Annotated in this window: 14 protein-coding genes; 6 read left to right on the forward strand and 8 right to left on the reverse strand. The window is 49.4% G+C overall.

What is annotated here, in order from left to right:
- Positions 1–181 precede the first annotated feature (181 nt).
- Both GJU82_RS03280 and GJU82_RS03285 read left to right on the forward strand, forming a co-directional pair.
- On the forward strand, positions 182–2953 hold the full coding sequence (locus GJU82_RS03280) for a phosphoenolpyruvate carboxylase (protein WP_153630842.1): 2772 nt from the start codon (positions 182–184) through the stop codon (positions 2951–2953).
- Positions 2954–4347: 1394 nt separating this feature from the next.
- Positions 4348–4611 (forward strand): hypothetical protein, encoded by a 264-nt coding sequence (locus tag GJU82_RS03285; protein ID WP_153630843.1) that lies wholly within the window; start codon positions 4348–4350, stop codon positions 4609–4611.
- A gap of 256 nt (positions 4612–4867) precedes the next feature.
- Here the strand turns inward: GJU82_RS03285 and GJU82_RS03290 are convergent, their stop codons facing one another.
- Entirely contained in the window at positions 4868–5521 is a 654-nt protein-coding gene (locus tag GJU82_RS03290; RefSeq protein WP_153630844.1) for a hypothetical protein, read from the reverse strand.
- Between the two features lie 710 nt (positions 5522–6231).
- Positions 6232–6864, reverse strand: coding sequence for an NAD(P)H-dependent oxidoreductase (locus GJU82_RS03295; protein ID WP_153630845.1), 633 nt, complete (start codon positions 6862–6864; stop codon positions 6232–6234).
- Positions 6865–6988: 124 nt separating this feature from the next.
- Here GJU82_RS03295 and GJU82_RS03300 point away from each other — a divergent pair, with 124 nt between their 5' ends.
- Entirely contained in the window at positions 6989–7366 is a 378-nt protein-coding gene (locus GJU82_RS03300; protein WP_153630846.1) for a helix-turn-helix domain-containing protein, read from the forward strand.
- 131 nt (positions 7367–7497) lie between these two features.
- Here GJU82_RS03300 and GJU82_RS03305 read toward each other — a convergent pair whose 3' ends face one another.
- Positions 7498–8478, reverse strand: coding sequence for an NAD-dependent epimerase/dehydratase family protein (locus GJU82_RS03305; protein WP_153630847.1), 981 nt, complete (start codon positions 8476–8478; stop codon positions 7498–7500).
- A gap of 9 nt (positions 8479–8487) precedes the next feature.
- Positions 8488–9294 carry an SDR family oxidoreductase gene (locus tag GJU82_RS03310; RefSeq protein ID WP_153630848.1) on the reverse strand — a complete coding sequence of 269 codons (807 nt, stop codon included), beginning with the start codon at positions 9292–9294 and terminating at the stop codon, positions 8488–8490.
- Between the two features lie 314 nt (positions 9295–9608).
- Here GJU82_RS03310 and GJU82_RS03315 point away from each other — a divergent pair, with 314 nt between their 5' ends.
- Positions 9609–10181 (forward strand): potassium transporter TrkG, encoded by a 573-nt coding sequence (locus tag GJU82_RS03315; RefSeq protein ID WP_194830953.1) that lies wholly within the window; start codon positions 9609–9611, stop codon positions 10179–10181.
- Positions 10182–10238: 57 nt separating this feature from the next.
- Here GJU82_RS03315 and GJU82_RS03320 read toward each other — a convergent pair whose 3' ends face one another.
- The 4 genes from GJU82_RS03320 to GJU82_RS03335 all read right to left on the reverse strand — a co-directional run bounded on the left by GJU82_RS03320 (position 10239) and on the right by GJU82_RS03335 (position 17194).
- Complete coding sequence (locus GJU82_RS03320; RefSeq protein ID WP_153630850.1) at positions 10239–11510, reverse strand: sodium:proton antiporter; 1272 nt, start codon at positions 11508–11510, stop codon at positions 10239–10241.
- Between the two features lie 226 nt (positions 11511–11736).
- Positions 11737–14940 (reverse strand): error-prone DNA polymerase, encoded by a 3204-nt coding sequence (locus GJU82_RS03325; RefSeq protein WP_228488549.1) that lies wholly within the window; start codon positions 14938–14940, stop codon positions 11737–11739.
- Positions 14941–14952: 12 nt separating this feature from the next.
- A complete protein-coding gene (locus GJU82_RS03330; protein ID WP_153630851.1) occupies positions 14953–16449 on the reverse strand; it encodes a DNA polymerase Y family protein in 1497 nt (498 codons plus the stop codon).
- Entirely contained in the window at positions 16442–17194 is a 753-nt protein-coding gene (locus GJU82_RS03335) for an ImuA family protein (RefSeq protein WP_153630852.1), read from the reverse strand. Before GJU82_RS03335 ends, GJU82_RS03330 begins: the two co-directional genes overlap by 8 nt.
- 63 nt (positions 17195–17257) lie before the next feature.
- Between GJU82_RS03335 and GJU82_RS03340 the strand changes: the two genes are divergently transcribed.
- Positions 17258–18076 (forward strand): LexA family transcriptional regulator, encoded by an 819-nt coding sequence (locus GJU82_RS03340; RefSeq protein WP_153630853.1) that lies wholly within the window; start codon positions 17258–17260, stop codon positions 18074–18076.
- A gap of 272 nt (positions 18077–18348) precedes the next feature.
- Positions 18349–19242 (forward strand): carboxypeptidase regulatory-like domain-containing protein, encoded by an 894-nt coding sequence (locus GJU82_RS03345; RefSeq protein ID WP_153630854.1) that lies wholly within the window; start codon positions 18349–18351, stop codon positions 19240–19242.
- The last annotated feature ends 5 nt before the right edge of the window (positions 19243–19247 follow it).

Here is a 19247-nt window from a genome sequence, read left to right on the forward strand (position 1 = left end):
AGAGTCAGCTTTTATGCATGAATAAATGGTATTCCGGACCGGAGGATCGGAAAATAGCAAAGCGCGCTGAATCTCATCCTATCACAGACCATCATTGTTCATCATCCATTATCCAATTTCAAATCATTTTGAACTGTTCATTATTTCGGATGTTTAGTTCCTTAGATAAATTGCGATGACCATGAAAACCGTATTCACCGAAGTAAGGGATGCACTGGGAAGGCCGTATGAGGATTTGGATTTTTTACTGACTTGCTTTCGCGAAGTGCTCGAAGAGAGCGGCAAGCAGGCCATTGTTCCTTATATTCCCTGGATTAGTTCCGACGAACAGCCACCCGAAGATGTATTACTGAGCAACGATTACATTCACATGCTTTCGATGAGTTTCCAGCTGGTAAACCTGGTGGAAGTGAATGGCGCGGTACAAAGCCGGCGCGCGAAGGAAGACCGGGATATGAGTACGGTAAACGGACTTTGGTCGGCGAACTTCAAATTGCTAAAAGAGAAAGGTATCACCGAAGAGCAAATCCTGGAAGTTTTGCCCGGTGTGCTGGTCGAGCCTGTTCTGACAGCGCATCCTACAGAGGCCAAACGAACGGTGGTGTTGCAGGAGTACCGAAGACTTTACCTGTTACTGGTTCAACGCGAGAATAAAATGTACACCCACATCGAGCGGGAAGACATCCGGGATGAGATTAAGCAGAGCCTGCACCGCTTGTGGAACATCGACGAGATTTACATTGAAAAGCCCCGGCTGGAGTCGGAGCTTGACAATATTTTGCACTACCTCACCAACGTATTTTCCGATGTGGTGGTTTTCCTCGATAAACGGTTACGACAAGCCTGGCGCGAGTCGGGGTTTGATGTCGCCAAGTTGAATAACACCGATCTTTTTCCTGGATTGTCGTTCGGAAACTGGGTTGGGGGCGATCGCGACGGCCATCCGCTGGTGACGCCCGGCATTACCCGGATGACGCTGAATAAGCTTCGCATTCATGCTTTTGTGATTGTGAAGAAGGAGCTGCTGGCATTGGCGCAAAAGCTGAGTATTTATATCAGTCTGCACGGGGCAGGCGAAGTGTTTGCCACACGGTTAGGGCAGTTGGTTTCAGATTTGGGGGCGTCAGGAGAAAAGGTGCTGAAGGAAAATCAAAACGAAATATTCAAAGCATACGTCATGTTGTTGCTGCACAAGTTGCCCATCGATGTAACGCAGGAATACAACATGGCGCTGGAAGACGCGGAGAACCGTTACCGTCACTCCGAACAGCTGGTAGCCGACTTAAATATCCTGTCACAGGAGCTGGAAAATTATGGAATACCTGAAGTGGCTCATGTCGATGTGGGGCGTTGCAAACGACTGTTGACCATTTTTGGTTTTCACCTGGCACAGCTCGATATTCGTCAGAACAGCCAGTTTCATGAGAAAGCGCTGGGTCAGTTGGTTGCTGCATCGTTGGGGGCAAATACGGAGGGCCTGGCCCTTTCATCGCAAACGGAGAAACGTAAATTTCTGGATGCCGAGCTGAAGATGAACCGGCCCTTCCTGCTGGAGCATTCCGGAACCGGCAGCGAAGCGCGCAACGTGATTGAGACGCTCCAGGTGGTGCAGGACCACATCAGCCGGTACAGCCGGCGTTCCATCGGGAAACTCATTATTAGTATGACGCGCAATGCCGAAGACCTGTTGACCGTATACCTGTTTATGCGCGAAGCCGGCCTTACCATACAATACAACAATGCCCTGGCGGCGAAGCTGCCGGTAGCGCCGCTTTTCGAAACCATTGACGACCTGAAGGCCAGCCCACAGATTCTGGATGATTACCTAAGCCATCCGGTGGTGAAGAACAGTCTGGAATTGCAGCGCGAACGTACCAAAGCTAAAGTCCTTTACCAGGATGTGATGGTTGGGTACAGCGACAGCAACAAGGACGGCGGTATCCTGGCCAGCTCGTGGTTTCTGAACGAAGCGCAGCGCCACCTCACCGAAGTGGGGAAGAAGCACGGTGTTATCGTCCGGTTCTTTCACGGAAAGGGAGGAAGTATCAGCCGTGGTTCCGGGCCATTACACTGGTTCATCAAAACATTGCCGCATGGTTCCATCAACGGACAATTCCGGGTAACCGAACAGGGCGAAACCATCGAGCGAAAGTATGCCAACCTGGTGAATGCTGCCTACAATCTCGAGTTGATGCTGGCCAGTGTCACTGCACAAACGGCGCTGCACAAATACCTTCCTGCCGGGAATGGCGATGTGGCCGGTTTGTTTCGTAAGCTGGGAGAGCGGGGACAGTATTACTACCGTGAATTGATTTCGGGCCCCGATTTTATACAATTCTTCTCCCAGGCTACGCCTATCGACGTGATCGAGTCGAGCAAGATTGGCTCGCGGCCCGCCCGGCGCACCGGTAAGCGCTCCATCGAAGATTTACGGGCCATCCCGTGGGTATTCAGCTGGGCGCAGTCGCGGTTTAACATCACCAGTTGGTATGGCGTGGGCTCGACATTGAAGGAGATGCAGGCCGGAGATAACAAAGCGTACGCGAAACTCCGCGAGTTGGTAAAATATGATCCGTTTGTACGCTATGTGATCACCAACCTCGACTCGAGCCTGGCAGCTACCGATGAACGTATCATGGCGAAATACGCTGCCCTTGTGGAAGATGCCGATGTCCGCGGACGGATGATGGCTAAAATGGTTGCTGAGTTGGAACTAACCCGAAACATGCTGGCCGATTTGTTGAAAATCCCAATTAACAAACGGCGTAAAAATCACTATTACTCGACCATGCTACGGGCCGAAGCATTGGCGCACCTCCATGAAGCACAGATTGAATTGCTACGTAAATGGCGTGCGGCAAAGAAAGATAACCTTCCGGACGAAGACCAGTACTTGTTTGCATTGCTGCAATGTGTGAACGCCATTGCCAATGCACTGGGAACGACGGGGTAATACCTTTGAGTGTTTCTACTCATCCCACCCCTTCTCTAATCATAGAGAAGGACTCACGCCGCTGCCTGTTCGAAAGGCATCAACTGCCGGAGCTTCATTGGGCGCCAGCGCCAAACTTTAAAGGTTTCCTTCGATGTTTCACGTGGGGCCTGCCGATGATGGCCGGTTCGTGGCGGCCGGAAACAGGCTGAAAGCCTGGGATTCCGGAACTGGGGGCAACGCCCCACGACGTTTGTCGGGACAGGCCCTAGAGAAAGGCGCCGAACAACGAGGGAAGCCTGAAGGGCTTCCACAATTCCGTTGGGGGGAGGAGAACGTGTCCCAGCCCTACAGGCTGGCGGTTTACCTGTTGCGCCTGATCCTTGGGGCGATGCCCCAAGCTATGGAATGGGAGCCTTTCAGGCCCGGGCCCACTGATGATGGCCGGTGCGTGGCGGACGGAAACAGGCTGAAAGCCTGGGATTCCGGAACTGGGGGCAACGCCCCACGACGTTTGTCGGGACAGGCCCCAGAGAAAGGCGCCGAACAACGAGGGAAGCCTGAAGGGCTTCCACAATTCCGTTGGGGGGAGGAGAACGTGTCCCAGCCCTACAGGCTGGCGGTTTACCTGTTTCGCCCGATCCTTGGGGCGATGCCCCAAGCTATGGAATGGGAGCCTTTCAGGCCCGGGCCCACTGATGATGGCCGGTTCGTGGCGGACGGAAACAGGCTGAAAGCCTGGGATTCCGAAGCTGGGGGCAACGCCCCACGACGTTTGTCGGGACAGGCCCCAGAGAAAGGCGCCGAACAACGAGGGAAGCCTGAAGGGCTTCCACAATTCCGTTGGGGGGAGGAGAACGTGTCCCAGCCCTACAGGCTGGCGGTTTACCTGTTTCGCCCGATCCTTGGGGCGATGCCCCAAGCTATGGAATGGGAGCCTTTCAGGCTCAGGCCCACTGATGATGGCTGGTGCGTGGCGGCCGGAAACAGGCTGGCGGTTTATCTGGTGTCATCGATCCTTGGGGCGATGCCCCAAGCTATGGAATGGGAGCCTTTCAGGCTCAGGCCCACTGATGATGGCCGGTGCGTGGCGGTTGGAAACAGGCTGGCGGTTTATCTGTTGTGCCCGATCCTTGGGGCGATGCCCCAAGTTATGGAATGGGAGCCTTTCAGGCTCAGGCCCACTGATGATGGCCGGTTCCGTGGCGGACGGAAACAGGCTGAAAGCCTGGGATTCCGGAACTGGGGGCAACGCCCCACGACGTTTGTCGGGACAGGCCCTAGAGAAAGGCGCCGAACAACGAGGGAAGCCTGAAGGGCTTCCACAATTCCGTTGGGGGGAGGAGAACGTGTCCCAGCCCTACAGGCTGGCGGTTTACCTGTTTCGCCCGATCCTTGGGGCGATGCCCCAAGCTATGGAATGGGAGCCTTTCAGGCCCGGGCCCACTGATGATGGCTGGTGCGTGGCGGCCGGAAACAGGCTGGCGGTTTATCTGGTGTCATCGATCCTTGGGGCGATGCCCCAAGCTATGGAATGGGAGCCTTTCAGGCCCGGGCCCACTGATGATGGCCGGTTCGATGGCGGTTGGAAACAGGCTGGCGGTTTACCTGTTGTGCCCGATCCTTGGGGCGATGCCCCAAGCTATGGAATGGGAGCCTTTCAGGCTCAGGCCCACTGATGATGGCCGGTTCGATGGCGGCCGGAAACAGGCTGGCGGTTTACCTGTTGTGCCCGATCCTTGGGGCGATGCCCCAAGCTATGGAATGGGAGCCTTTCAGGCCCGGGCCCACTGATGATGGCCGGTGCGTGGCGGTCGGAAACAGGCTGAAAGCCTGGGATTCCGGAGCTGGGAATACCGTATGTTGTTTATTGTTGAAAACGAACAAGGCAGCCTCATTTGGGCTGCCTTGTTCGTTAAGTCAAATCAATTGCAATTATCGTTTCACGGTGATTCCCAATGCTTCGAGTAATTGCGGGTTATTTTCGAGCGCTAAGCGTGCTACCGCATAGAATTCCCGCATCCAGTCGTCGATTTTGGCCAGGGCGGAATCTTTGGCGGTGGTCGCATCCTGCGATTCGCCCAGTTCTTTCAGATAGGCTGCCCTCAACTTTTCTACCTCCGGAATAATTGCATTGCCGGCGTTCAACTCTTCTGTTGTTATCTGAAACTGGTTGAGCCGGGATTGGATATTGCTATCGGCCAGCGCTGTAGTATAAAATTTTTTCACGGTTTGCAGCCAATTGGCATATGCTTCCGGCAGCTCCCCGGTGACCCCGATTTGGTCGGCGGTTACGGGATCGCGCATGAAGGCAACTTTAGCTTTTTTACGGTGCCGGGCATACATGGTTTTTAGTTCCTTTCGCTTGTTTTTGTACACACTGTAAGCAGCCGATGCTTCGTCATTCTCAGTCTTGTTGGTGTCGAATAGCAGGACGGCATCGTCGAACAACGCTTTACCTTCTGCCATTTTATCGGCATCATAGCCATATAAGGCCACAGAGGAAGCGATTTGTGGTTGGTTTGCTGAGTTTTCGAAAGCTACCCTGTATTTTCCCAGGGTTTTTACTTCTGAGGTTCTTCTAGTCATAACTAAAACGATTAAGTGTTATAAATTCTATTTTACAAGCGCCCCGGCAACGGGGTTAACGTTTCCGGTGAGCTGATTTTCCGTTGTCTTGAATCGATTTATCGCTCCTTATCCGTTCTTCACTATGTCCTACCCGGTGTTTTTATTGTGTTGTCCGCCCGTCTTTGCTTCCTGATAGTCCGGCACGTGTTCATCAGCATCTTTTTGGGTATCTGATCGTCCTTTTTGTGTTCCTGATAGTCCGGCATGTGTTCCTCAACATCTTTTTGGGTATCTGCTCGCTCTTTTTTTATTTCTGATAGCCCGGCATGTGTTTCCCGGAATGTTTGGTGATACCTGATGGCTTTAGTTCAGTCCCTGATGGTTATTTTCCTGCGTCTGTTCATTGCGTTGCTATCTTCCGGTTGCCTGGTTGTATGTTAGTCAGTTTGTTGCCTGGTGTGCTGCTGCCGGATATGTTTGTTTATTGGTTATTGTTGTTTTTTAAATTGCTAGTGAATTTAGTATAAAAATTTCAAACGGAAAAACGGGATAGGGAAAAAATTATCAACGGATGCTATTACCGGTTACCTTCCGGAAGAAAATTTATATCGGTTTGCCCTGCTGTTTATTATTGAAAACGAAAAAGGCAGCCTCATTGTGGCTGCCTTAACGATTAGGCTACATAATTCTGTTTGCAGATAATCCGACCGTCCTGAAGTTTCTTTTTCTTAGTTCAGTTCGATGAATAACCGGCCTTTCGGCGTACGGACCTTTTTCATATTCACCAACCAGTCGTTGTCTTCGTCGCGGTAGCCCAATGGCAGAATCGTTACACTGCGCAGTCCTTTTTCTTTCAGGTTGAGCAACTCATCCATGGCAGCAGCATCGAAACCTTCCATTGGGGTGGCATCTACTTTTTGTTCGGCAGCAGCGGCAATGGCCAAACCAAAGGCAATGTATGCCTGCTTGGCCGCGTGGTGAAAGTGCCACTCTTCCGGCATTTGTGAGTACATGCCCCACAGTCTTTCCCGGTAGGCGTCCATTGTTGTCTCAGGCAACCCCCGTTCTTTAATTGTGTGGTTAAAAACCTCTTTGATTTTTTCTTCGGTATAGTTTTCCCAGGCGGCAAAAACCAGTACGTGCGATGCGTCGGTGAGCTGGCTTTGATCCCCGGCAACCGGTTTCATCTTCTCTTTCAGCTCTTTATTGCTAACTACCAAAATGGAGTAGGGTTGCAACCCGGAGGAAGATGGCGCCAGCTGGGCGGCTTCCAGAATATATTGCAGTTTTTCTTCGGGAACCGCTTTGCCATTCATCTTTTTGGTGGCATAGCGCCATTTTAAATTATCAATTAAATTCATTGCAATTATTTTTTAGACCAATTAAAAACAATGGCGAAAATACACTATGTTTGCTATCGAAAAGTAACTACTATACTAAAGTATACCGGTATATAAAAGTATAGTATTAGTAAAATTAAGGGTTATGGCATGTGATGCAACCGTATTGGCCGAAGCGAAGATGTGTTCCGGCAATTATGTGATGGCGGTGAACGACACGATAAACGTGATTAACGGTAAGTGGAAATTACCAATTATTGGTTCCTTGCTTTATGGTAAAAAGCGTTTTAAGGAACTGGAGCGGGATATTGAGAAAATTACGCCCCGTATGCTCTCGAAGGAATTAAAAGACCTGGAGATGAACAGCATTGTGAAACGGACGGTGCATAATACCACCCCGGTAACCGTGGAATATGAGTTGACTGAGTCGGGCCAGCGCTTCAAAGCGGTGCTGGATGTGATGGTGGAGTGGGGGATTGAACACCGCAGGAATGTGAAGAGTGAGATAATGGGGGGCAAATAAATTCAAACCTTGCCCGGAATATTATTGCGTATTCGGGAAATTCCCGGCCATCCGGGGTAAATCCGTTTCCGCCTCTTTTTTCATCCGGAATTCGTGGGGCACTGCCTGGGGAGATCAGGGATTTGAAGGGATTAACTGAGCATGCCTTTGCTCCGGAACCAGTCAATCGCTTCGGCAATGGCTTGTTTTACGGGACGGAAGGTCATGCCCAGTTGTTGTCCCGCTTTCTCATTGTTGTAGTAGTTGTGCACGCACAGGCTTCGCATGTTGACCGACGAGAAACTGACGGGATAGCCGATAAAGCGAAGCAGATCGCCAATGTATCCCGCTGCCAATAAAATGAACCCGGGAACTGGTATCAGCATGGGGTTGCGTTCGGTGACCACGGCCAGTTGACGAAAGAATTCGCGGTAGGAGAGGTTTTCATTGGCCATGAGGTACGATTCACCTGCGGTCCCGTTTTCCAGTGCCAGCACCGTTCCTTTTGCCACGTCTGCTACATGCACGAAGTTTTTCCCTCCCGGCGGATAGAAAATAACCGGTTTAAGGTACCCCATGAAAATGATTTGTCCGGAGCTGGGTTTCCCGTCGTAGGCCCCCAGCATAAAGGTCGGGTTGATGACCACAACTTCCATTTGATCCCGGTAGGATAAAACCCGCATCTGCGCTTCCTGTTTGCTGCGGGCATAAAGAGAGGAGGTAAACGGCGCTTTCATGGAGGTTGTCTCGTCTCCGGGATTTTCCTTGCTCCCGTAACCAAACGCATTGGCCGAACTGACGTAAACGAAACGTTTGATCTTTGCATCGATGGCCAGCTTGACGAGCTTTTCGGAAGCCTGAACATTTACTTTTTCATAAACATCGTAACGGAGAAAGTTCTGGGCCGTTAGGGCTGCCACATGAATGACTGACCCGCATCCTGCTAAAGCATTTTTGACGGAAGGGAAGTCGGTGATATCGCTTTCGATGAGTTCGAGGTTTGGATGACCGGGATATTGGAACTTCGCGCGGTTACGCAACAAGCCTTTTACGTGGTAGCCGTTTTCAAGTAATTCAATGATAATGTGCGTGGCCAATAATCCATTGGCGCCAGTGACTAATATGGTTGGCATACATCTTCTTTATTCCATTTGAAATTTTGATTCGCGGCGGAAAGCCCGGTTCAGGATGGGAAATTTAATCCAGGTCGGGACAAAACGCATGAAAAGCCAGCTCAGACGATTACTCCAGCCCAACAGGATAAACGATTTCTTTTTCAATAGTTGATGAATACTTTTTCTGGCTACTTTTTCCGGCGAAAGCAGGCCTATTTTTCCCAATACTCCCTGTTGTTTAATACGTTGTGTGACGTGATTGTTGGTTTTCATGGGGCCCGGGTGAACGATACTGACAAACACGTTGCTGTGTTTTAGTTCCTGGTGCAAACTGAGGGAAAAGTGCTGGATGAAACGTTTGGATGCTGAGTATATCACTTTGTAGGCCATTGGACAAAACGCAGCCATGCTGGAAACGTTGAGGATGTAGGCTTGCTTTTGCTGCATCATATTGGGGAGCAATTGGTGTGTAATCATGGCAGTGGCCCGGATATTCAGCTGGATGATGTGGTCGACATAATCGACATCGGTTTCATGGAAACTTTCTGTTCCGCCTAAGCCGGCATTGTTGATGAGAATACTGATGTTGAAATTCTCATTGATCCAGTGTGTGAGCGCCAAAAGGTCTTCCTTTTTCGTCAGGTCTGTTTCGTAATAATATGCTTTTACCCCAAAAGCCCTGCACTGTTTGGCAATGCTTTGGATGTCTTCGTTGGGTAGGGCTACCAGGATGGTATTGAATTGTCTCCTGGCCAGCTCTAAAGCCATGTGTTTGCCCAAGCCCTGGCTGGCGCCGGTCAAAAGGGCAAACGATCCGCCCGTTTCTCTTGTCATATGTGGAAATTCAATTTGTTCATTATCAGATGGACGATGTAACGTAGTAAACGGTACAACATGCCCTCTCCTTTTATCTGTGTTTCACATAAACTTCAAAGTTACCAATTCTTGATGCGGGGAACAAATTGGATGAATACCTTTAATCGTTTCTTTTAGGGAAGATCGCTCATCCAAGGTAGAAATTCTGCTGATAACCTTGATAGTGAAAAATGTTAAATTCATGTTTAATTAGTGCCATCTTACCGGTTTCAGGCTTAAATTCGGTTGTTATCAACACGCTGGGCATTGCTTTGATATTCGAAAGCTTATTTATGCTCATTGATGTCCCCGTCTCTCTTGTGTATGGAGGGACCGATGTTTATGCTATTGGTCGGTCATTCCTGATTACGCTGGCATCGGGCGGGGTGATGGTGTTGGCCACGCATCGCAACCAGATGAAGGAGCCTGGTTTAAGAGACAGTTTCCTGGTGGTGGTACTGGTTTGGATTTTCATTTCGCTGTTTGGGACTTTGCCGTACCTGCTCAGTCATTCCATCCCACGTTTTGTCGATGCATTCTTTGAAACGGTGTCCGGATTTACGACCACAGGTTCGTCCATCCTGGTCATCTTGAGTATTTACCCGTTTGCCTTCATTTATTTCCTGACCTTCCTGATTGGTTCCATTATCATGATGGGTACCGGCCTCGATTACAAACCGGCATTCAGTAGCGTGATTACCACGCTGGGCGGAATAGGTCCGGTATTAGGGAAAGTAGGACCCGCTAATAACTTTTCCGGGATAACCGATTTTGGCAAGTATTATCTTTCGTTTAACATGATCATGGGGCGTCTGGAGATTCTGTCGGTGTTGGCCATTTTCACACCCTCATTCTACAAAACCTGATTTTTCCATGGGTATTCTGAAACCGATATAAACAGGAGGATGGATATTCAAACATGATCATTCTTTAGGGCTTAACAATTTCCTGGAAAGAGTTTTTACCCAAAGTGTTTCGAGCAATACCGATATCAAAACCGTCATGATGGTCGCCGAGAGAATAATCTCGCCCCAGTAAATCAGGGACTGATCGTGATTCATAAACCCGATGCTTAGGGGAACTCCAGCCAATGCAGCAGGAACAACGCCCCGGGGCCCTTCAAGCGCAATAAAAAGATATTCTTTGAAGGTCCATTTTTTTAATGGAACGATGATTAAGGCAGCAAGAGGGCGGGCAATAAAAACAACCCCTAAAGCAATTAAGGCCCCTTTTAACAGCGTTTCGTTAAGAACGGATATGTTAATGGTGGCGCCAAACAAAATAAAGATGAACACACTGGCCATATCGGAGATGATTTCATTAAAATGCATTTCCTCCCTGATAAATTGGTTGAACCCTTCGTGTTCATTCCATCTTTTAAACATGATGGCATGGTTGCCAAAAACAATACCGATGATGGTGGCTACCAGGTAACCCGATGTCTGGACTGCTTCACCAATCAGGAAACCCCCGAATGCGATGGAGATACCAAAGATTTGGGGAAAAAATCCCGGTTTCAACCACCGGATAAACCAGTAACCGATAACCCCCAACCCTACGCCTAATGCCAGGGACGAAACCATAACGTAGAGGAAGTAAATGATTCCAGCCGGGTAGATGGTGGTATAATGTGCAATCGTTTCGATGAGATGAGCCTGGTCGGCATGTGGTGCAACCATGGCAATGGCCAGTGTACTCAAGACGATGGCCAGCGGGTCATTGAAAATGGATTCGGTAACAATAACCGTTTTAATATTCTCGTCGACCTTGTTTTGCTTGAATAGTGGAATCAAGGTAGCGGGGTCGGTTGCTGATACAATGGTCCCGAAAAGTAAACCAGCGCCCAAAGGCAGGTCGAATACATACGAAAACAGGAAACCGCTAATGGCAGCCGTTAAAAGCAAGCCTACTGTATCCATCAGCCCGATGGTAGTAACGTGCTTTTTAATCATCGACCATTTCAGGTTATGCCCCTCCGTATATAATATGAGTACCAAACCTAAAACACGGGCATAATTAAAAATGGTGTGTCCCTGGGCATTGGGGATCAATCCAAAAACAGGACCGAACAGAAAACCCAAAATAACGAGTATCGGGATGGAGGAAATATGCACTTTTTCACTTAGCAAAAACGCAATAAACCCGAGAGTCAATACCGTAAGAATCGTTAAGTCAATAAGATTTACATGTGACATTTTTGGTTTTTTAATTTAATTTAAAACAATCATCGTAACCAGCCGACCCCGGTATTTACGATATCAATTGTTAACTGCCGAAAATCAGGGTACAAAAATATAAAAAGGTCTTAGATTGTTCTTAAATAAGATTGCGATTTTCAGTAGAAATTTTTTAAGCACAACAGGCATTGGGCATCCTGTTTTGCTGTTAACGGAAAATCCGGCCCCCTTTCGGTAAGTTTTGTTATTTGAAATCCCTCGACGGGAAAAGTGTTCCCTGGACAACCTTCCCGGATGAAGTTTCTTCAGTAGCCCCTTTCGCCTGCATATGCTTATGGACAGGGCCGATATCATACCCCTCAGTATCGAGGCTCATCCATTCATTTAGGTTGTAGCAGGTATTGACCACCACATGGATGACTTCGCCTTTGACCTGTAATTTGCCGGATACCATGAGCAGCCTGGATTGAAGGACCTGTTTGCGGTATTTCCTGAAAGTCTTTGACCAGACAACCAGGTTGGCAAATCCGGTTTCATCTTCGATAGTGATGAACAGAACGCCTTTGGCCGTACCGGGACGTTGCCGGACCGTGATTAGGCCACAGGCCTTTACGTACATGCCATTCTTCATTTTTCTTAATCCGGCGGCAGGCGTAACCTGTAGTTGGTTTAGCTTCCGCCGAAGAAAACTGACCGGATGGGCTTTTAGCGACAGAGATGTGCTGGCGTAGTCCTGGATCACATGTTCTTCGGGTGTCATTCGGGGTAATTCTGTGGCTTCCTCTTCTGTACTTTGAGAAGGCGCCCCCTTGAATATTCCGGTTGGATGGTCACGCAGGGCAGACACTTCCCATAGCGCCTGCCTCCGGTCGAGATCGATGGATCGGAAAGCATCGGCATCGGCAAGCCGTTCCAGCGCAGATGGCGAAACACCTGCATTAATCAAATCGTTCACATTTTGGTAGGGCATGGGCCTTCCGGACACAAGGGCTTGTATGTCTTCTTCGCGTAAGCCTTTTACCTGCCGGAAGCCCAGGCGGATCGCACGGTATTGGCCCGATTGTTCTTCCAATGTATTGTCCCAATGAGAATGATTGATATCTACGGGCCTTACCGCTACGCCGTGCCTGCGGGCATCAATCACAATCTGTGCCGGACGGTAAAAACCCATTGGCTGACTATTGATTAAGGCAGCAGCGAATACATCGGGATAATAGCATTTGAGCCAGGAGGACACATACACCAGCGACGCAAAGCTGGCCGCATGACTTTCGGGGAAACCGTAACTTCCGAAGCCTTCAATCTGCTTGAATACGCGGTTCGCAAAATCGGGGGTATAGCCGTTCTTTATCATGCCATTGATCAGTTTTTCGCGATAGCGGCTTACTTTACCTTTTGCTTTAAATGTGGCCATAGCCCTGCGTAAACCGTCGGCCTCGCCGGGTGTAAAACCAGCGGCAACAATGGCTATTTCCATCGCCTGTTCCTGGAATAACGGAACGCCCAGCGTTCTTCCCAGGATACTTTCCAGCTCTTTCGATGGATATTCTACCGGTTCCTCACCGTTTCGTCGTTTTAAATAGGGATGCACCATGTCGCCTTGTATCGGGCCGGGCCTTACGATGGCAACTTCGATGACGAGGTCATAGAAGTTGCGGGGCTTTAACCGGGGAAGCATGGACATTTGCGCCCGGCTTTCGACCTGGAATACACCGAGTGTGTCGGCATGGCTAATCATTTCATAAACCTTCGGATCATCCTGGGGAATATTGGCTAATGTCAGATCCAAACCGTAATGTTGCTTTGCCAGATCGAATGCTTTACGGATGCAGGTCAGCATGCCCAGCGCCAGCACATCGGCCTTCATAAAGCCCAGCGCCTTAATGTCGTCCTTATTCCATTCAATGTTGGTGCGGTTTTGCATGCGTGCGTTCAGGATCGGGCACAGCTCGTGCAGTTTTCCCCGCGTGATGACAAATCCGCCCGTATGTTGTCCCAGCTGTCGCGGAAAGCCAATATACTGGTCCGTTATTTCGAGGATCTTTCGCAAATGCGGATCGTCGTGGTTGAAGCGATTGGTGGGGGCCGCTTTACCGGTGGACCAATTTTCGGTGAACTCATACGCCGATTTGGAAAGAACATTGATTGCATCGGTGGACAGTCCCATTGCTTTTCCCACATCCCGCACGGCGCCCTTCCAGTGTACCTGCGTGACGGTGGCAATAATGCCGGCCCGGTCGCGGCCGTATTTTTCATAGATGTATTGCATAATTTCCTCCCGTCGTTCGTGCTCGAAGTCTACGTCGATATCAGGTGGTTCATTGCGCGCATCACTCATGAACCGGGCGAACAGCAATTTGAATTTCGAAGGGTTCACCGATGTGATGCCCAGGCAATAGCAAACCACCGAGTTGGCTGCCGAACCGCGTCCCTGGCACAGGATGCCCCTGGATCTGGCTTCGCGTACATAATCATATACCGTCAAAAAATAAGAGGCATAATCTTTTCGTCCGATGAACTCCAGCTCCATCTCAATGGTGTCCTTTATCTTTCCAGGAATTGCACCGTCGAAACGCTCTTTGGCACCTTTCCAGGTAAGGCAGGCCAATTCTTCCATCGGCGTTCGCCCTTCACTGGTAATCTCTTCCGGATAGAGATATTTTAGTTCATCCAATGAAAAACGACAGGCGCCGGCTATTTCCTGTGTACGGTAAATCGCTTCGGGATACTGCCGAAAAAGACGCTGCATTTCTTCGACAGGTTTCAGGTAGCGCTCTGCATTCTGATAAAGTCTGAAACCTGCTGTGTGGATGGTGCATTTCTCCCGGACGCAGGTCAGGATATCCTGTAATTCCCTGCGTTCCGGAGCATGGTAATGCACATCGTTGGTGGCTACCATCGGTATTCCCAACCTGGTTTCCAGCTGCGAGAGGCGGAACAATCTCTTTTGATCATCCCCCGTGTAGGTGAAACTGGCCGCAAGATACAGGTCGTTTCCCAGTGCTTCTTTGTATTCCGTCAGCGCCTTAACAAATTCCGGTTCGAAATCAAAATCCGCATTGAGCGATGCCGGCGGTATTACGATGAACTTCATCTCCCGGGCATATTGGTAGGCATCGGCTTTGTACAGGTGGCATTCCCCTTTTTCTGCCCGAAGATTCCCCACTGAAAGTAGTTCCGACAAACCGGCATAGGCTGATATGTTTGTTGGATAGGCCAGAAGGCCCGGTCCATCCAGCAGGTCGAGGCGGCATGCGGGAATGAACCGGATATTCTTGCCGCGGGCTTCTGCATGAGCACGGACGATTCCCGCCAGGGTATTGCGGTCGGTAATGGCAATCCCTTTATAGCCCAGCTCTTCGGCCTTTTCAATTAGCTCTTCCGGATGTGAGCCTCCCCGGAGAAAGGTGAAGTTTGAGGTCACCTGTAGTTCCGTATAATTCATCATCTTGTTCTTTCCTTAGGCGAAAAATCCGTGTAGAAACCATCGGGGGTCTCCATTGTCATATGTTCCAAGCCTGAACAGCCAGTAACGCGCGCCGTTTTCATCTTCAACGTAGTAGTAATCCCTGGGCGGTCCCTTTTGGAGCCACCATTCCTGTTCAATCCTTTCCGGTCCGTCGGCTTTGGCCACTTTGATAATATTTCCTTTGTACCGGAAATGCAGTGGCGGATAATCGGGGAGTGTTACCATGACTTCGATGGGGACGGGGTTGGGCAAAAGATGAAGCGGCCTGGGACGGTCGGTGTGCCATGCTGTCTCAGGTCCTTCCACCAGGGAGGAGACTTCCTTTATTGAAGCTTCCGGCCAATGATGTTCCTGCGGGAGGTAGCGGTGGATGGAATTCATTCCCACCTTACCGGCAATGTTGTCCAGTAATTCAGCAATGGCTGTATGATTGCTGTTTCCCATACTCCATAAAGCTTCCTGTGTTTCGCTGACCTCTTCAACAAGTGTTGCCTCCAGCACAAACAGTTCAATTCCAGGCGCCGGTTCTATTTCCGGTATCTTAAGCTCAAATAACTTGAACAGGTGGGCCGCATTACGCGATGCCTGGTTTGTCCCGATGCTAATCTGCCCGGTCTTGCCGTCAACGCGGTATCCTTTAAAGGTACCTGTTCGCATCCCTTTTCCTTCATTGAAAAGGCGTTCACACAAGGTGTCCAGTAAGCGCTGAAGGGCAATCTCAATTCCTTTGGCCGTTCGGATCGGTTCCAGGGAGGGCAGCCATTCCTGGAAGAGTGGGGCAGGCTGGACCGGATTCAGGATTTCCGGTTCGGTTCCCAACGCCTGCCCTAGCCGGATAAGTAGAACATCGCCAAAACGTCTGCGCAGATTGCTCCGGGGGATGCGGCTCAGCTGCCCGATTTGCCTGAAACCAAGCTTTTCCAAACGTTGAAGAATAGTCGCTTCCAGTCGCAAAGCCGCTGGCGGAAGTGAACGAAGAGCCTCTGCTTGTCTTCCGGGTTCGACGATTATTCCGTTTTTGCTGTAATGAGCCATGGCCCATGCTGCACTGATGGTATCGGCAATCGCGGCATGTACATCGTATCCGCCTTTGCGGAGACGAAGGATGATCGACTTGAGGTAGGAAAGTTCCCCTCCCCACAAGTGTGTGCAACCGGTGATATCCAGCATCAGGCCGTCGGGCGGGTCGATGGCAGCTACGGGTGTATAGCGGAGAAACCATTCCGCAAGGCCTTTCAGCAGTTTTCCGGCCGACACCGGATCGTCGGGGAAGACTTCCACCGAAGGGAGTATGGCCCGCACATCGGCCACGGCCATGCCGGGCACAATGCCTTCCTTATCTAAAACCCGGCTTGAGGCCCTGACTACCATCCGGCCGCGTTCGGGAGCGTACAGGAGGAACGGCTTATTCCGAAGTTCGGGATGAAGCCTGACCATCCGGTCTGTGGGCAGATGACGAAACCATATGGACAAATAACGCTTAGGCATAATGTTTTTCTTTTCTTGGTGATCCGGATTCCGGAACCGCTCGTTTGGGAACGGTGATATGCCTGAATTGGCCGCTTCGCCATTCGAACTGCCAGATACCGGGTTGGCCGTTCCGGATTTTTTCCAGTTTCACTTCCCAACGGGGAAATCCTACCCCGGGTAACCCGTCGATTACCAAGCTGGGCAGAGGTTTGATTTTCCAACGGGATACAGCGGCCAGCGTATTTTGGGTACGTGGAAAATAGTGGTGCAAAAAACCGGTGACCCGGCTATCTTCAACGGCCAGTTGCAATCGTCTTGACTCCGCAAAGCTGATGTCTCTCAATTCGGCCACCACCGCTGCAAGTGAATTGCACTTCAAGGCTTGCTCCATGACCCATAAAGCATCTTTATCCCGTCTGACATCGATAAAGATGATTCGATGCGGTTCGATTCCGAAAGATTTCAATGTTGGTGGAAACAGTCTGCGCCCCGTGCTAACCCACAGGCAAATGCCCTCCTGCTTCATGAGTGTGCTCAACAGGCCGGATACAAAGCCGTTGGTTGCCGAGAAACGGGCCTGGGTAGGACTAATGAACTCGTGCACCGCCCCAACAGGAAAAGTATCTCCCGGAAATGCTTCATTCATCGGTCCCAGTCCGAAATCAAACGGGTGACTGTCCGGCCCCGGGCTGAACCCTTCCATTGCAAGTATCTTCTCTTTCAGCTGCTTGATAATTTCTTTTTTCCCGGCCAATTCTTTCATAATTGAAAATAATTACTAAATTTGTTATTATTAATAACAAATTGATGTTTCTAAATATAACAAATGAGGGGCAGATCACAAAAACTTTTTTTCGCCGGGAATATTAAATTTCTCCGGGAACGGAAGAAAATGAGCCAGGAAGCCCTTGCAGCAGAGTTGGGATTAAGCAGGGCCAAACTGGCAGCCATCGAGGCCGGTAACACGAAGTCACCGCAACCGGAAGATTACCTGAATTTTTCGGATTTTTTCAAAATAAGTATCGATACCTTACTAAGAATCAACCTTTCCACGCTGGGAGAAATAAAGCTCCGGGAACTGGAGGCCGGAAATGATGTGTACATCCGGGGAGGTAATTTGCGCGTGTTGGCCATCTCGGTAGACTTGTCCAATAACGAAAATGTGGAGTACGTGCCGGTAAAAGCCAAAGCAGGATACATGGCCGGGTACAACGACCCGGAGTTTATCGCATCCCTGCCGAAATATTCGCTTCCCAACCTGCCGGCCCAGGGGACGTTTCGTGTTTTTCCATCTACCGGCGATTCCATGCTGCCGGTGCCGGAGAACAGTGACATTATCACGCAATACGTGGAGGACTGGACAGCCATCAAACCAGATACACCTTGTATCGTCATCCTGAAAGGACAACAGGATTTCGTATTTAAGATGGTTACAGTGAACACGAACGGCACGGTTCAGCTGAAATCACTTAACTCTATGTATGAACCTTACACCGTTGACGCCAGTGATGTGATGGAAATATGGCAGTTCTACGCCTATACGAGCAAGGAATTTCCGGAAGCCCGGCCAGAAATGACAACGGTACTAACAGCCATAAAAAACCTGGAGGAAAAAATCAAACAATTACCAGGTAAGTCTAAATGACATTTGGAATTAGAAAAGCCAAATAAGCAGACTGGCGAATTTTAGCGGGGTAAATAAGTCTGATTTATTTCTGGATTGCCCAATTTAAAATTGAACAGCTATTTACCCAATTCCCTTATTTTTCCGTAAATTTAGTATGAAGTCAGACTATTGAGCACGCTTCTGAAAGCGATATTTATTCTTCCCGGAAAGATTACAAGCAGTAATATATCCTCTATCACAGCCCTCTCAGGAGATACTTCAGGTAATTTCTCAATCAAAACGATACTGCCATGAATAAAGATCAGCTAGCCACCATGGAAATGTTTCTGGCTGTGGAGAAGGTTTGCAGTGAGTATCATTCCCTTTGGCGCAACCATTACGGATTTCGTTCGGCATTTCACCTGTTTTCGGGGCGTTTGCTTTACATCAGGCAAATTGTACGGAAAATGGAATCGTTGTATGTTTTGCCGAAAAAAGATTCAGCTGTTTTCAGAAAACGACTGGAGGAACTCACCATCAGGATTTCCAAAAATCTGTTGGTGTACGCATTAACGCAGGACGATCATCAGTTGATTGACAAACTGGACTACATTTCGTCCGATTTTAGTGAAATTACCTGTGACGATTTATTGCGTAAAAGTCAGGATATATTGGACATCAGTGTACAGCACTATAGCGAGCTTCGTACTTACTTTATTACACTGGCACATTTGGCCGAAATGGAGGAGAACATCGAGAAACTGCGTTATTGTACCGGAGGAGAACCAATCACAATTCAAACCCGGGAAAAGCTTTACGACAAGCTCGATGATTTGATGCTGGAGGCAAAAAAAGTGTTGAGGGAACATCTGGATGCCCAGTCGATGATGTTTCGGTGGGTGAACAAAGACTTTTACGAAGCTTACAAACAAGCCCGGGGAATTCGTACTGCTTATTCCATTCCGTTGCAGGGAACCGTTATCGACGATGCCACGCATCTTCCGGTAGGAAATGCCGATGTTACGATACGCGAATTGAAGTTAACCCGGCATATATCCCCTCTCGGACATTTCAGGTTCTGTAATTTGCCTCCCGGACAATATCATGCTAAGGTACATAAGTATGGTTATGAAGATAGTGAGGTTGAGGTGAAGGTTCAAAAAGACGAAGCAACCAGTATGGATATTTTAATTCATCACATCTGATTCCT

This window comes from Prolixibacter sp. SD074 (assembly GCF_009617895.1).
Lineage (GTDB): Bacteria > Bacteroidota > Bacteroidia > Bacteroidales > Prolixibacteraceae > Prolixibacter.

Coding starts and splice junctions, on each gene's coding strand:
- GJU82_RS03315 (WP_194830953.1), top strand. CDS start 9,609: ATGCTCATTGATGTCCCCGTCTCTCTTGTGTATGGAGGGACCGATGTT.
- GJU82_RS03290 (WP_153630844.1), bottom strand. CDS start 5,521: ATGACTAGAAGAACCTCAGAAGTAAAAACCCTGGGAAAATACAGGGTA.
- GJU82_RS03330 (WP_153630851.1), bottom strand. CDS start 16,449: ATGCCTAAGCGTTATTTGTCCATATGGTTTCGTCATCTGCCCACAGAC.
- GJU82_RS03345 (WP_153630854.1), top strand. CDS start 18,349: ATGAATAAAGATCAGCTAGCCACCATGGAAATGTTTCTGGCTGTGGAG.
- GJU82_RS03295 (WP_153630845.1), bottom strand. CDS start 6,864: ATGAATTTAATTGATAATTTAAAATGGCGCTATGCCACCAAAAAGATG.
- GJU82_RS03300 (WP_153630846.1), top strand. CDS start 6,989: ATGGCATGTGATGCAACCGTATTGGCCGAAGCGAAGATGTGTTCCGGC.
- GJU82_RS03305 (WP_153630847.1), bottom strand. CDS start 8,478: ATGCCAACCATATTAGTCACTGGCGCCAATGGATTATTGGCCACGCAC.
- GJU82_RS03285 (WP_153630843.1), top strand. CDS start 4,348: ATGGAATGGGAGCCTTTCAGGCCCGGGCCCACTGATGATGGCTGGTGC.
- GJU82_RS03325 (WP_228488549.1), bottom strand. CDS start 14,940: ATGATGAATTATACGGAACTACAGGTGACCTCAAACTTCACCTTTCTC.
- GJU82_RS03335 (WP_153630852.1), bottom strand. CDS start 17,194: ATGAAAGAATTGGCCGGGAAAAAAGAAATTATCAAGCAGCTGAAAGAG.
- GJU82_RS03310 (WP_153630848.1), bottom strand. CDS start 9,294: ATGACAAGAGAAACGGGCGGATCGTTTGCCCTTTTGACCGGCGCCAGC.
- GJU82_RS03340 (WP_153630853.1), top strand. CDS start 17,258: ATGAGGGGCAGATCACAAAAACTTTTTTTCGCCGGGAATATTAAATTT.
- GJU82_RS03280 (WP_153630842.1), top strand. CDS start 182: ATGAAAACCGTATTCACCGAAGTAAGGGATGCACTGGGAAGGCCGTAT.
- GJU82_RS03320 (WP_153630850.1), bottom strand. CDS start 11,510: ATGTCACATGTAAATCTTATTGACTTAACGATTCTTACGGTATTGACT.